Origin of the sequence: Pseudomonas sp. NPDC085632, assembly GCF_044541255.1 — a bacterium.
Lineage (GTDB): Bacteria > Pseudomonadota > Gammaproteobacteria > Pseudomonadales > Pseudomonadaceae > Aquipseudomonas.
The window spans coordinates 1-14,036 of the sequence record NZ_JBITSX010000077.1 but is presented as its reverse complement, the minus strand read 5'-3'; the positions used below and the strand labels follow the sequence as shown (position 1 = coordinate 14,036).

The window sequence follows — 14,036 nt, the reverse complement described above, 5'->3', positions numbered from 1 at the left end:
GAACGTGTTCCCGATCGAGATGGCGCCGCTGCGTGAGCGCGTCGAAGATATTCCGTTGCTGATGAACGAGCTGATCTCGCGCATGGAGCACGAGAAGCGTGGTTCGATCCGCTTCAACTCGGCGGCGATCATGTCGCTGTGCCGTCACGGCTGGCCGGGCAACGTCCGTGAGCTGGCCAACCTGGTCGAACGTATGGCGATCATGCACCCGTACGGGGTGATCGGCGTGGTCGAGTTGCCGAAGAAATTCCGCTACGTCGACGACGAAGACGAGCAAATGGTCGACAGCCTGCGCAGCGATCTCGAAGAGCGCGTGGCGATCAACGGCCATACGCCGGACTTCACTGCCAACGCCATGCTGCCGCCGGAAGGTCTGGACCTGAAGGACTATCTCGGCGGTCTGGAACAGGGCCTGATTCAGCAGGCGCTGGACGATGCCAATGGCATTGTCGCGCGTGCGGCTGAACGCCTGCGTATCCGTCGTACCACCCTGGTCGAGAAGATGCGCAAGTACGGCATGAGCCGCCGCGATGGTGATGAACAGGCGGATGATTGACGCCTGTTTTTCAACTGCTTCATTTATAAGCAGTTTTTTTTAGGCACGGGTATTGCTACAGCCCTCGCAACGTTCCGTTTAACTGACGGTCAGCCAAGCGAGAAAGCACAATGCCCCAAGCCCAGATGTCTTCTGCCTCCAGTCCCGAGGGGCAGCCGTCCTCCGTAGAGCAGGCAAGCCGACAGGGCCTTGAGCAGGCTTTCGAGCTGTTCAGCCAGATGTCCAGCCAGTTGACGGACTCCTACAGCATGCTTGAAGCGCGGGTAACCGAGCTCAAGGGTGAACTGGCGGTGGTCAGTGCCCAGCGCATGCAGGAGCTGGCGGAAAAAGAACGCTTGGCCAACCGCCTGCAAAACCTCCTGGATCTGTTGCCCGGTGGCGTCATCGTCATCGACGGTCACGGCATGGTGCGCGAAGCCAATCCGGCCGCTATCGAACTGCTCGGTTTGCCGCTTGAGGGCGAGTTGTGGCGCCATGTCATTGCCCGTTGCTTTGCCCCGCGTGAAGACGACGGTCATGAAATTTCCCTGAAAAACGGTCGACGCCTGTCGATTGCCACCCGCTCACTGGATGCCGAGCCGGGGCAACTGGTGCTGCTCAACGACCTGACAGAAACCCGTCATCTGCAAGATCAATTGGCGCGCCACGAGCGATTGTCCTCGCTGGGGCGCATGGTCGCCTCGCTGGCCCATCAGATCCGCACGCCACTGTCCGCTGCTTTGCTCTACGCCAGTCATTTGACTGAGCAGGAGTTGCCGGTCGCCACTCAGCAGCGTTTCGCCGGACGTCTGAAAGAGCGCCTGCACGAGCTGGAGCATCAGGTGCGCGACATGCTGGTGTTCGCTCGCGGTGAATTGCCGCTGACCGATCGCCTCACCCCGGATGCCTTGATGCAGGCGCTGCAAGCGGCGGCGCTGACCCATGTGCAGGATCTGCCCATCCGCTGGCAGTGCGACAGCCATGCCGGCGAGCTGCTGTGCAATCGCGACACGCTGGTGGGGGCGCTTTTGAACTTGATCGAAAACGCGATTCAGGCCAGTGCCGGCGACGTCCGCCTGAAAGTGCATTGCTACCGCCGCGACAACTGCCTGCGTCTGAGCATCAGCGACAGTGGCAGCGGCATCGAACCTGCCGTTCTGGCGCGGCTCGGCGAGCCATTTTTCACCACCAAAGTCACCGGCACCGGCCTCGGCCTGACCGTGGTCAAGGCTGTGGCCCGGGCGCATCAGGGAGAATTGCGGCTGCGTTCGCGAGTCGGGCGCGGCACGTGCGCGCAGGTGATCCTGCCGCTGTTTTCCGCTGTACAGGGAGCTGAGTGAAAGACATGGGCATCAAGGTTTTGCTGGTCGAGGATGACCGCTCGTTGCGCGAGGCGCTGGCCGATACATTGCTGTTGGCCGGCCACGATTACCACGCGGTCGGTTGCGCTGAAGATGCGCTGACGGCGGTTGGGCGCGAGGCGTTCAGTCTGGTGGTCAGTGACGTCAACATGCCTGGCATGGATGGTCATCAATTGCTTGCCTTGCTGCGTGCCCGCCAACCGCAATTGCCGGTGTTGCTGATGACGGCGCACGGCGCGGTCGAGCGTGCAGTCGATGCAATGCGTCAGGGCGCGGCGGACTATCTGGTCAAACCATTCGAGCCCAAGGCTTTGCTGGATCTGGTGGCGCGGCATGCACTGGGCAATATTGGCTTGAGCGAAAGTGAAGGCCCTATCGCCGTCGAACCGGCCAGTGCGCAACTTCTCGAATTGGCCGCACGAGTGGCGCGCAGCGATTCCACGGTGCTGATCTCCGGCGAATCCGGTACGGGTAAAGAAGTGCTGGCGCGCTATATTCATCAGCAATCCCATCGCGCCAGTCAGCCGTTCATTGCGATCAACTGCGCGGCGATCCCTGACAACATGCTCGAGGCGACGCTGTTCGGCCACGAGAAAGGCTCGTTCACCGGCGCCATCGCCGCGCAGGCCGGTAAATTCGAACAAGCGGACGGCGGCACGTTGCTGCTCGACGAAATTTCCGAAATGCCCCTTGGCCTGCAAGCCAAGCTGCTGCGCGTGTTGCAGGAGCGCGAAGTCGAGCGCGTCGGTGCGCGTAAGCCGATCGCCCTGGATATTCGCGTGGTCGCCACCACTAACCGCGACCTGGCGGGCGAAGTGGCGGCGGGGCGTTTCCGTGAAGACCTTTATTACCGTTTGTCGGTTTTCCCTCTGGCCTGGCGTCCACTTCGCGAGCGCACTGCCGATATCCTGCCGCTGGCCGAAAGGTTGCTCGCCAAACACGTCAATAAAATGAAGCACGCCGCAGCGAAACTCTCGCCTGACGCGCAAGCCTGCCTGACCGCGTACCCGTGGCCGGGCAATGTGCGTGAACTGGATAACGCGATTCAGCGTGCGCTGATCTTGCAGCAGGGCGGTTTGATTCAGCCGCAGGATTTCTGTCTGGCAGGTCCTGTGACGTACACCGCGATGCCCGTCGGTGCGCCGGTTTCTGCGGTGATTCGCGAGGTGGAAATCGATGCGGATTCCGCCGGTGCACTGGGCGATGACCTGCGCCGCCGGGAGTTTCAGATGATTATCGACACCCTTCGTGCCGAGCGCGGCCGGCGCAAGGAAGCCGCGGAAAAACTCGGCATCAGCCCGCGCACCCTGCGCTACAAACTGGCGCAAATGCGCGATGCAGGGATGGACGTCGAAGGTTATCTGTTCGCCACCTGAGTCGTGATGAAAAAGTTGAAAACGCTTTTCTGAAAGGGGTGCCCATGAGCTGGCACCCTTGTTGCTAATACCTGTGTACCCGCCGAGTGAGTGTCAAAAAATTGCGGGCCGCCCAAGAGAGTAGACCATGAGCCAAGGTATTGAATTTAATCGGTTGATGACAGACATGAAGGCCATGAAGCTGGATGCCATGTCTGCACCGAAATCGACGACCGCTGTCCCTGAACTGGCGGGCAGCAGCTTTTCCGACATGCTCGGTCAGGCGATCAACAAGGTCAGCGATACCCAGACCGCGTCGACTCAGTTGGCCAACGCATTTGAAGTGGGCAAAAGCGGCGTCGATCTGACGGACGTGATGATCGCTTCGCAAAAAGCCAGCGTGTCGTTCCAGGCTCTGACCCAGGTGCGCAACAAGCTGGTTCAGGCTTATCAAGACATCATGCAGATGCCGGTTTAAGGACGAGATTGAGTCATGGCAGAAGCAGTCGCCGATAACGTTCCGGCCAAGGCCACCCCGATAGACGGCAAACCGCCGCTGTTCGGCCTGTCCTTCCTGGAAAACCTCTCCGAGATGACCATGCTGCGTCAGGTGGGCCTGTTGGTTGGCCTGGCTGCGAGCGTGGCGATTGGCTTTGCCGTGGTGCTGTGGTCGCAGCAGCCGGATTATCGTCCGTTGTACGGCAGCCTTGCCGGCATGGACGCCAAACAGGTCATGGACACCCTGGCCGCCGCCGACATTCCTTACAACGTCGAACCGAACTCCGGTGCCTTGCTGGTCAAGGCCGATGACTTGTCCCGTGCGCGGATGAAACTCGCCGCTGCTGGTGTCACTCCCAGCGACGGCAATATCGGTTTCGAAATCCTCGACAAGGAACAGGGTCTGGGCACCAGCCAGTTCATGGAAGCGACGCGTTATCGTCGCGGCCTCGAAGGTGAACTGGCGCGGACCATCTCCAGCCTGAACAACGTCAAGGGTGCCCGCGTGCATCTGGCGATTCCGAAAAGCTCGGTGTTCGTGCGTGACGAACGCAAGCCAAGTGCTTCGGTTCTGGTTGAGTTGTACTCCGGTCGTTCGCTGGAGCCAGGCCAGGTGATTGCGATCATCAACCTGGTGGCGACTTCCGTTCCCGAGTTGAGCAAATCGCAGATCACCGTCGTCGACCAGAAGGGCACTTTGCTCTCTGATCAGGCGGAGAACTCCGAAATGACCATGGCCGGCAAGCAGTTCGATTACAGCCGTCGCATGGAAAGCATGCTCACCCAGCGCGTGCACAACATTCTGCAACCGGTACTGGGCAACGATCGCTACAAGGCTGAAGTCTCGGCCGATATCGACTTCAATGCCGTCGAGTCGACAGCCGAGCAGTTCAACCCGGATCAACCGGCGTTGCGCAGCGAGCAGTCGGTCAACGAGCAACGCACCGCCAGCAATGGCCCGCAAGGCGTGCCGGGTGCCCTGAGCAACCAGCCGCCGTCGCCAGCCTCGGCGCCGCAAACCACGGGTGGTGCCGCAGCGCCAGCCGCTATGGTGCAGCCAGGTCAGCCATTGGTTGACGCCAACGGTCAGCAGATCATGGACCCGGCCACCGGCCAGCCGATGCTCGCGCCGTACCCGGCCGACAAGCGTCAGCAATCGACCAAGAACTTCGAACTCGACCGTTCCATCAGCCACACCAAGCAGCAGCAGGGTCGCCTGAATCGTCTGTCGGTGTCGGTGGTGGTCGACGATCAGGTCAAGGTTAACGCGGCCAACGGTGAAACCACCCGTGCGCCATGGAGCGCCGACGAATTGGCGCGCTTCACCCGTCTGGTCCAGGACGCGGTCGGTTTCGATGCCAGCCGTGGCGACAGCGTCAGCGTGATCAACATGCCGTTCTCCGCCGAGCGCGGTGAAGTGATTGCCGATATTCCGTTCTACTCCCAGCCATGGTTCTGGGACATCGTCAAACAAGTGCTGGGTGTGTTGTTCATCCTGGTCCTGGTGTTTGGTGTGCTGCGTCCGGTGCTCAACAACATCACCGGCGGCGGCAAAGGCAAGGAGCTGGCCGGTCTTGGCAGCGACGTGGAACTCGGCGGGATGGGCGGCCTGGACGGCGAACTTTCCAACGACCGCGTGAGCCTCGGTGGTCCGCAGAGCATTCTGTTGCCGAGCCCAAGTGAGGGTTATGACGCGCAACTGAATGCAATCAAGAGTCTGGTGGCCGAGGATCCGGGTCGCGTGGCTCAGGTCGTGAAAGAGTGGATTAACGCAGATGAGTGATAACCGAGCCGCAACCGTCAAACTGAACAAGGTCGACAAAGCCGCGATTCTGCTGCTGTCCCTGGGTTCGACCGATGCCGCACAAGTGCTGCGCCACATGGGCCCGAAAGAGGTTCAGCGCGTCGGCGTGGCCATGGCGCAGATGGGCAACGTCCATCGCGAACAGGTCGAGCAGGTCATGAGCGAGTTCGTCGACATCGTCGGCGACCAGACCAGCCTGGGCGTCGGTTCCGACGACTACGTGCGCAAAATGCTCACCCAGGCCCTGGGTGAAGACAAGGCCAACGGCCTGATCGACCGCATCCTGCTCGGTGGCAACACCAGTGGCCTCGACAGCCTGAAATGGATGGAACCGCGCGCCGTTGCCGACGTGATCCGCTACGAACACCCGCAGATCCAGGCGATCGTGGTCGCGTACCTCGACCCGGATCAGGCCGGTGAAGTACTCGGCAACTTCGACCACAAAGTGCGTCTGGACATCATCCTGCGCGTCTCGTCGTTGAACACCGTACAACCGGCGGCCCTGAAAGAGCTGAACCAGATTCTCGAGAAGCAGTTCTCCGGCAACTCGAATGCCTCGCGCACCACCCTGGGTGGCATCAAGCGTGCGGCAGACATCATGAACTTCCTCGACAGCTCGATCGAAGGCCAGCTCATGGACTCGATCCGCGAAGTCGACGAAGACCTGTCCGGTCAGATCGAAGACCTCATGTTCGTGTTCAACAACCTCGCCGACGTCGACGACCGCGGTATTCAGGCGTTGCTGCGCGAAGTGTCTTCCGACGTGCTGGTGCTGGCCCTCAAGGGTTCGGACGAAGGCGTCAAAGAAAAGATCTTCAAGAACATGTCCAAACGTGCCGCCGAACTGTTGCGCGACGACCTCGAGGCCAAAGGCCCGGTACGTGTCAGCGACGTCGAAACCGCACAGAAAGAAATCCTCACCATTGCCCGTCGAATGGCCGAAGCCGGCGAAATCGTACTCGGTGGCAAAGGTGGCGAGGAAATGATCTAAGCCCATGGACAAGCACGACGACGATGTGACGGATCTGATCCGTGCCCGCGATGTCCGTGGTTTCGAATCCTGGGCCATGCCCAGCTTCGATCCGCCGAAGCCGGAACCCGAGCCTGAGCCGGAACCCGAACCGCCGGAAATGGAAGAAGTGCCGCTGGAAGAAGTCCAGCCACTGACCCTGGAAGAACTCGAAAGCATCCGTCAGGAGGCTTACAACGAAGGCTTCGGCATCGGCGAAAAGGAAGGTTTTCACAGCGCCACGCTCAAGGTGCGTCAGGAAGCCGAGGTGGCGCTCACCGCCAAACTCGCCAGCCTCGAGCAGTTGATGGTGAACCTGTTCGAGCCCATCGCCGAGCAAGACACACACATCGAAAAATCGTTGGTCGACCTCGTGCAACACATCACCAAACAGGTGATCAAGCGCGAACTGGCCATCGATTCCAGCCAGATCGAACACGTCATGCGCGATGCCCTCAAGCTGTTGCCGCTGGGTGTGGAAAACGTGCGCCTGTACGTCAATCCGCAAGACTTCGAGCAGGCCAAGGCCCTGCGTGAACGTCATGAGGAAACCTGGCGCATCGTCGAAGATGAGTCGCTGTTGCCGGGCGGCTGCCGGGTTGAAACCGAGCACAGCCGCATCGATGCGAGCATTGAAACCCGCGTTACTCAGGTCATGGCCAAACTGTTCGATCAGTTGCACGAACAGGCTTTGCACCCGGCTGAAGCGGATCTGAGTCTGGACATTCCCGAAGACGTAAAACCGGCGGCCACGCCTGAAGAGCCGCTCGCGGACGAACCCGATGCGCCTTGAACGCACCAGTTTCGCCAAGCGCCTGAGCAGTTACGCTGAGGCCACCGAGATTGCCGGCGCGCCGATTCTCGAAGGTCGCCTGCTGCGCATGGTCGGCCTCACCCTCGAAGCCGAAGGCCTGCGCGCGGCCATGGGCACACGTTGCCTGGTGATCAATGACGACAGCTATCACCCCTCGCAGGTGGAAGCGGAAGTCATGGGATTTTCCGGCAGCAAAGTCTTTTTGATGCCGGTTGGCAGCGTTGCCGGTATTGCCCCGGGAGCCCGTGTGGTGCCACTGGCTGACACCGGTCGTTTGCCGATGGGCATGAGCATGCTCGGTCGCGTGCTCGACGGCGCCGGTCGCGCGCTGGACGGCAAGGGCGGCATGAAGGCCGAAGACTGGGTGCCGATGGACGGCCCGACAATCAACCCGCTCAACCGTGACCCGATCAGCGTACCGCTGGACGTTGGCATCCGTTGCATCAACGGTTTGCTGACGGTCGGTCGCGGCCAGCGTCTGGGTCTGTTCGCCGGTACTGGTGTCGGTAAATCGGTACTGCTGGGCATGATGACCCGCTTCACCGAGGCCGACATCATCGTCGTCGGCCTGATCGGTGAGCGCGGTCGAGAAGTAAAAGAGTTCATCGAGCACAGCCTCGGTGAAGAAGGCCTCAAGCGTTCCGTCGTCGTCGCATCTCCTGCCGACGATGCGCCGCTGATGCGCCTGCGCGCCGCGATGTACTGCACGCGCATCGCCGAATATTTCCGCGACAAGGGCAAGAACGTCCTGTTGCTGATGGATTCGCTGACCCGTTTCGCTCAGGCGCAGCGTGAAATCGCGTTGGCCATCGGCGAGCCGCCCGCGACCAAGGGTTATCCGCCATCGGTGTTCGCCAAGTTGCCGAAACTGGTCGAGCGTGCCGGTAATGCGGAGAAGGGTGGGGGTTCGATTACTGCGTTCTACACCGTGCTGTCGGAAGGTGATGATCAGCAGGACCCGATTGCCGACTCGGCCCGAGGCGTACTCGACGGCCACATCGTGCTGTCCCGGCGTCTGGCTGAGGAAGGGCACTATCCGGCCATCGACATCGAAGCGTCGATCAGCCGGGTCATGCCGGCGGTGGTCTCGCCGGAGCACATGCAGCGCGCGCAGTATTTCAAACAGCTGTGGTCGCGTTATCAGCAGAGCCGCGACCTGATCAGCGTCGGTGCCTACGTCGCCGGCGGCGATCGTGAGACCGATCTGGCGATCTCCCTGCAACCGCAGTTGGTTCGCTACCAGCGTCAGGGGCTGAACGACAAAATCAACATGGGCGAAAGCCAGGCTTACCTCGCAACCCTGTTTGCCCCCGCGGCGGGCGGCTAACCGGCCATGGCTGCCGTCAGTCGAGCCGCGCGTCTGGCGCCGGTGGTGGACATGGCCGAACAGGCCGAGAAAGCCGCCGTGCAACGGCTGGGCTATTTTCAGGGTCAGGTGAAAGTTGCGGAAAGCAAACTGGCGGACCTCAATGCCTTTCGTCTGGATTACTCCGAGCAATGGATCGTGCGCGGCAGCACCGGCGTGAGCGGGCAATGGCTGCTCGGTTTCCAGGGCTTTCTGGCGCAACTCGACACCGCCGTCGACCAGCAGCGCCAGAGCCTGGTCTGGCACCAGAACAAACTCGACAAGGCCCGTGAGGAATGGCAACAGGCGTTCGCCAAGGTCGAAGGCCTGCGCAAGCTGGTGCAGCGTTATCGCGAAGAGGCGCAACGCCTCGAAGACAAGCGCGAGCAGAAGCTGCTCGATGAATTGTCCCAGCGTTTGCCGCGGCAGAATCCGTTCTGAAACAAGATCAAGAGATCGCAGCCTTCGGCAGCTCCTACAGGGGATCGGTGTAGGAGCTGCCGAAGGCTGCGATCTTTTGATCTGGCTTCTAACCTTGCTGCAACCCTGTCCAAGTGCTAAACCTTGTACACGTTCGTCAATGACAAGGAAGCCAGTCAATGTCAGTCGTTACAGAAGTATCTCCGGATGGTCAAAAACTGACGATTTCAGTCAAGGGGCGGTTTGATTTCGGTCGCCATCAGGAATTTCGCGAGTCCTATGAGCGACTCGACAAGAAACCAGAATCCATTGTGGTCGATCTGAAAGAAGCCACCTACCTCGACAGCTCGGCACTGGGCATGCTGCTCCTGCTGCGTGATCACGCCGGCGGCGATAACTCGGACGTGCGAGTCGTCAACAGCAGTTCCGATGTGAAGAAGATCCTCGCCATCTCCAATTTCGACAAACTCTTCGACATCAGTTGACGGCCATGCAGGCGCAAGAGCCGCTGACCATTCTGATCGCCGAAGACAGCGCCGCCGACCGCATGCTGCTGTCGACCATCGTTCGTCGCCAGGGCCATGAAGTGCTGACGGCGGCCAACGGTGCCGAAGCGGTCGATCTGTTTCGTCGGCAACAACCTGATCTGGTCCTGATGGACGCGATGATGCCGGTGATGGACGGCTTCGAAGCGGCGCGGCAGATCAAGGCGCTGGCGGGGGAGACGCTGGTGCCGATCATCTTCCTCACCTCGCTGACCGAAAGTGAAGCGCTGGCCCGTTGTCTGGAGGCCGGGGGTGACGACTTTCTGGCGAAGCCCTACAACCAGGTGATCCTTGCCGCCAAAATCAAGGCGATGGATCGCTTGCGCCGCTTGCAGGCGACGGTGCTGCAACAGCGCGACCTGATCGCCAAACACCATGATTACTTGCTCAACGAACAGCGCGTGGCCAAAGCGGTGTTCGACAAGGTGGCGCACTCCGGCTGCCTGAGTGCGCCGAACATCCGCTACCTGCAATCACCTTATGCGCTGTTCAACGGCGATCTGCTGCTGGCGGCCTACACGCCAGCGGGCGACATGCATGTGCTGTTGGGGGATTTTACCGGTCATGGTTTGCCGGCAGCGGTCGGGGCGATGCCCTTGGCCGAGGTGTTCTACGGCATGACCGCCAAGGGCTATGGTCTGGCTGAAACCCTGCGCGAGATGAACGCCAAGCTCAAGCGCATCCTGCCGGTGGACATGTTCTGCTGCGCCACGTTGCTGTGCCTGAGTTTTCAGCGACGCTCGGTCGAAGTGTGGAACGGCGGCATGCCTGACGGCTATCTGCATCGGATCGCCAGTGGTGAGCGTGTGCCGCTGGCGGCGCGGCATTTGCCGTTGGGCGTGCTGAGCGCGCAGGCGTTTGACGACCGTACGGAAGTGCATCCGATGGCCATCGGTGATCGGGTGTTTCTGTTGTCTGACGGGGTGATCGACACCAGCGATGCCAGCGATCAACTGTTCGGTGTCGAGCGTTTGCAGCAGGTGTTCGCCGCCAACCGCGAGCCGGATCGCTTGTTCGAGGACATCGAGCAGGCACTGCGGGATTTTCGCGGCGAGGCGCGCGACGATGTCAGCATGGTCGAGGTCAGCCTGCTGGAGCCGGCGCAGGTCAAGCCGTCGGCGCCGGTGTATTCCGACAGCGGCCAGTCCTGTCCGCTCGACTGGTCGGTGAGCTTCGAATTCCGCGGCGCCACGCTAAAGCGTTTCAATCCGTTGCCGTATCTGTTGCAGTTGTTGCTTGAGGTGCATGGGCTGCGGGGGCAGAGTGGCGCTTTGTACAGTGTGATGGCCGAGTTGTACTCCAATGCGCTGGAGCATGGCGTGCTGGGGCTGGACTCCAGTCTCAAGCGCGATGCGGCGGGGTTCGCTCGTTACTACCAGCAGCGTAACGATCGGCTGGAGGCGCTACAGGACGGATTTGTCCGCGTGCATCTTCAGGTACAGCCGCAAGGCGAGGGTGGTCGTCTGGTGATTCGCGTTGAAGACAGCGGCAAGGGTTTTGATGTGGCGCGAGTCATGGAGAGGCCGCTGGACGGCGTCCGTTTGTCAGGTCGCGGCGTCAGTCTGGTCCGGCAATTGGGGCGTAACGCCAGTTGGTCGGACGAAGGTCGTAGTGCCCGCGTGGAGTTTTCCTGGGAGGTTGAGGCATAATCCGCGCAATTCTTGATCAAGGAGTGAGCAAGTGGCTGACACACATATTGATCGCGACGCGCTGAGCGTACTGCGCGAAGTCATGGAGGAGGCTTATCCAGAGCTTCTGGATACCTTTCTGGCCGATTCCGAAAGTCGCCTGGTTGAGCTGCGCAAGGCAGTGGACGCCAAGGCATTGTCGGAAGTTGCCCATAGCTTCAAGGGTAGCGCCAGTAATATGGGCGCTCTCCGGTTGGCGGAGCTCTGCCAAGAGCTGGAATCGGAAGCCAAAGTTAAAAGCCCCTCGGAAATCGCCAGGCTGGTTGCTGACATCACTGGCGAGTTCGCCGAAGTCCGCCCGGTTTACGAAGGCGAGCGACAGCACGCGCTGACGCACTGATATCCCGCCGTCCGGCGCTTTTCACGAGCGCCGGGCAAAGCTGGCCCGGCACTTGCAGTTATCTCCGCAACTGTACCTACGATCCCAGTGCAGCGGAGACCGTTTCATGCCTGCGACCCCCAACATCCTTCTTCAGAATGCCGCTCAGGCCAAGGCGCAAGCCGCCTCGGCCAAATCGTCGGCCATGGCCGTAGACACTGGGGATAAAGCCTCAAACTTCGCTAAAGTGTTCGCCGATCAGGGATCGAGCAAGCCTGTCGCCACCGCTGACAATTCACCCAAGCCGTCACGTGACAAGGTCGCTGACAACAGTGGCAAAAAGGACATTGGCAAAGATCAGTCTGCCGCTGCGCAGCCGGCGGTTGCCGATAGCGGCAACGGCTTGCCTGCCGATAAAACCGCTGCGACCGATGACAGCACCGCCAGCAGCGACGACAACACTGACACCGCCCAGACTCCAGTCGTAGACGCGGCGCCGGTTGACCCGACGCTCGATCCGGCGTTGGTCGCCGCTGTGCAGCCAGTGGTGGCGGCGCCTGTGGTACAGGCGCCGGTTGTTGTCGCCAGCGCCCAGCCCGAAGTCGAAACCCCTGCGCTCGCCGCATTGCCGGGTGTGGTCAAAGATCCGGCACCAACCACCGACAGTGATTTCGACCCTTCGGCCGATCCCCTCGACTCGATGCCGGCCGTGCGCATGGCGATGGAGCAGGGTGGGCACATTTCCGCTGCCAGCCAGGCGCAACCGAAAGCCTCGCCAGCTCAGGCCCAGGCCGACGGTGAACTGACATCGGCGCAAAACTTCGCGGCCGGCATGGCCAGCATGCTAGACGTGCAGGCCGACAAGGACAGCACCAGTCAGGGCGGCGACAAAGCGTTCAGCGGCTTGATCGATGACGGCCTCAAAGACCTCAAAACCGCCACCAGCGATACCCGCGTCGATGACTTCGCCAACCGTCTGGCGGCCCTGACGCAGGCGGCTACACCGAAAACGGCGAACGCCGTCCCGGTGAACCAGCCGATCGCCATGCACCAGAGCGGCTGGACCGAGGAAGTGGTCAATCGCGTCATGTATCTGTCGAGCGCTAATCTGAAGGCGGCAGACATTCAGTTGCAGCCAGCCGAGCTGGGTCGTCTGGACATCCGCGTGAACATGGTCCCGGATCAACAGACCCAGGTCACGTTCATGAGTGCGCATCCAAGCGTGCGTGAAGCGCTGGACGGGCAGATGCATCGCTTGCGCGACATGTTCAACCAGCAGGGCATGGGCCAGGTTGACGTCAATGTCTCCGATCAGAGCCGTGGCTGGCAGGGGCAGCAGGGTCAGGAGCAGGCGCAACAGGGCCAGAGTGGCCGCACCAGCGCTGCTGGCGGTCGCCTCGACTCGGCGGATGAAGAATTGGCGCCTGCCGCGATTGCTGAGGCCGCCGCTCAAACCACCAGCGTGATCGGCACCAGCGCGGTCGACTATTACGCCTGACCAAAATCAAAAGCCCCTCACCCTAGCCCTCTCCCGGAGGGAGAGGGGACTGATTGGGGGATATTGGAGATTTACACCGACTTGAAATAGCGTCTGTGAATCCATGATCGTCAAGACTTGATGGATGAGTCCCTAATCGACCCGGTCTTTCAGGTCGGTGTTTGACGTCTGACACCTCGGTCGGCCCCCTCTCCCTCAGGGAGAGGGCTGGGGTGAGGGTAGCTTTTGACTTTAGCGTTGTCTCCGCCGCCACCGACACTTCTGGCATAACACTTGCTCTTGCCTTGCCGTGCGACTGTGAAAACCCGAATAGTGACGGATTATTGGCATGGCGAAGAGCGAAACAGCAGCAGTGAAAGACCCCGCAACCAAAGGCAAACTCAAGCTGATCATTGTGATCGTGCTGGCGTTGCTGCTGGCCATTGGCGCATCCGTGGGGGCGACCTGGTTCTTCATGCACAGTGCCCAGAGCAAACCTGCCGAGGCCGCTGATGCGGCGCCTGTCGGCAAGCAACCGGCGATTTTCGAGCCGATGGCGCCGGCCTTTGTTGCTAACTACAACCAGAACGGCCGTCAGCGTTACATGCAGGTGAGCATCACCATGCTGGCGCGTAATCAGGCTGATCTGGAAGCGCTCAAAGTGCACATGCCGGTGATCCGTAACAACCTGGTGATGCTCTTCTCCGGTCAGGATTTCGCCACCTTGGCGACCCCGGTCGGCCAGGAGATGTTGCGCCAGAAGGCCACCGCCAGCGTCCAGGAAGTGGCGCAGAAAGAGCTGGGCAAAGTGGTAATCGTACAGTTGCTTTTCACTAATTTCGTACTGCAGTAGGTACACGACATGG

Annotated in this window: 14 protein-coding genes; all 14 read left to right on the top strand. The window is 60.8% G+C overall.

The genetic code is table 11. From position 1 onward, the window contains the following. On the top strand, window positions 1–556 hold a 556-nt coding region (locus ACIF4X_RS28180; protein ID WP_397484574.1), incomplete at its 5' end, for a helix-turn-helix domain-containing protein. 110 nt (window positions 557–666) lie between these two features. Then, the gene (locus ACIF4X_RS28175) at window positions 667–1,875 is read left to right on the top strand and encodes a sensor histidine kinase (RefSeq protein ID WP_397484573.1); all 1,209 of its coding nucleotides are present in this window, start codon (window positions 667–669) and stop codon (window positions 1,873–1,875) included. A gap of 5 nt (window positions 1,876–1,880) precedes the next feature. Then, entirely contained in the window at window positions 1,881–3,272 is a 1,392-nt protein-coding gene (locus ACIF4X_RS28170; RefSeq protein ID WP_397484572.1) for a sigma-54-dependent transcriptional regulator, read from the top strand. 127 nt (window positions 3,273–3,399) lie between these two features. Then, window positions 3,400–3,729: a flagellar hook-basal body complex protein FliE gene (gene fliE, locus ACIF4X_RS28165; RefSeq protein ID WP_064119537.1), complete on the top strand. Its 330-nt coding sequence runs from the start codon at window positions 3,400–3,402 to the stop codon at window positions 3,727–3,729. A gap of 15 nt (window positions 3,730–3,744) precedes the next feature. Continuing rightward, a complete protein-coding gene (gene fliF / locus ACIF4X_RS28160) occupies window positions 3,745–5,532 on the top strand; it encodes a flagellar basal-body MS-ring/collar protein FliF (RefSeq protein WP_108226847.1) in 1,788 nt (595 codons plus the stop codon). After that, window positions 5,525–6,544 (top strand): flagellar motor switch protein FliG, encoded by a 1,020-nt coding sequence (gene fliG, locus ACIF4X_RS28155; RefSeq protein WP_007920042.1) that lies wholly within the window; start codon window positions 5,525–5,527, stop codon window positions 6,542–6,544. Before fliF ends, fliG begins: the two co-directional genes overlap by 8 nt. A 4-nt stretch (window positions 6,545–6,548) precedes the next feature. Further along, window positions 6,549–7,355, top strand: a complete 807-nt coding sequence (fliH, locus tag ACIF4X_RS28150) for a flagellar assembly protein FliH (RefSeq protein ID WP_397484571.1) — start codon at window positions 6,549–6,551, stop codon at window positions 7,353–7,355. Then, the gene (fliI, locus tag ACIF4X_RS28145; protein ID WP_397484570.1) at window positions 7,345–8,703 is read left to right on the top strand and encodes a flagellar protein export ATPase FliI; all 1,359 of its coding nucleotides are present in this window, start codon (window positions 7,345–7,347) and stop codon (window positions 8,701–8,703) included. The genes fliH and fliI overlap by 11 nt, the downstream gene beginning before the upstream one ends. A 6-nt stretch (window positions 8,704–8,709) precedes the next feature. Further along, a complete protein-coding gene (gene fliJ, locus ACIF4X_RS28140; RefSeq protein WP_095114149.1) occupies window positions 8,710–9,162 on the top strand; it encodes a flagellar export protein FliJ in 453 nt (150 codons plus the stop codon). Window positions 9,163–9,320: 158 nt separating this feature from the next. Next, a complete protein-coding gene (locus ACIF4X_RS28135) occupies window positions 9,321–9,626 on the top strand; it encodes an STAS domain-containing protein (RefSeq protein WP_397484569.1) in 306 nt (101 codons plus the stop codon). Window positions 9,627–9,631: 5 nt separating this feature from the next. Continuing rightward, window positions 9,632–11,335, top strand: coding sequence for a SpoIIE family protein phosphatase (locus ACIF4X_RS28130; protein WP_397484568.1), 1,704 nt, complete (start codon window positions 9,632–9,634; stop codon window positions 11,333–11,335). A gap of 31 nt (window positions 11,336–11,366) precedes the next feature. Continuing rightward, the gene (locus ACIF4X_RS28125; RefSeq protein WP_397484567.1) at window positions 11,367–11,714 is read left to right on the top strand and encodes an Hpt domain-containing protein; all 348 of its coding nucleotides are present in this window, start codon (window positions 11,367–11,369) and stop codon (window positions 11,712–11,714) included. 106 nt (window positions 11,715–11,820) lie between these two features. Next, the gene (locus tag ACIF4X_RS28120; protein WP_397484566.1) at window positions 11,821–13,191 is read left to right on the top strand and encodes a flagellar hook-length control protein FliK; all 1,371 of its coding nucleotides are present in this window, start codon (window positions 11,821–11,823) and stop codon (window positions 13,189–13,191) included. 328 nt (window positions 13,192–13,519) lie between these two features. Continuing rightward, the gene (gene fliL / locus ACIF4X_RS28115) at window positions 13,520–14,023 is read left to right on the top strand and encodes a flagellar basal body-associated protein FliL (protein WP_397484565.1); all 504 of its coding nucleotides are present in this window, start codon (window positions 13,520–13,522) and stop codon (window positions 14,021–14,023) included. Window positions 14,024–14,036 lie beyond the last annotated feature (13 nt).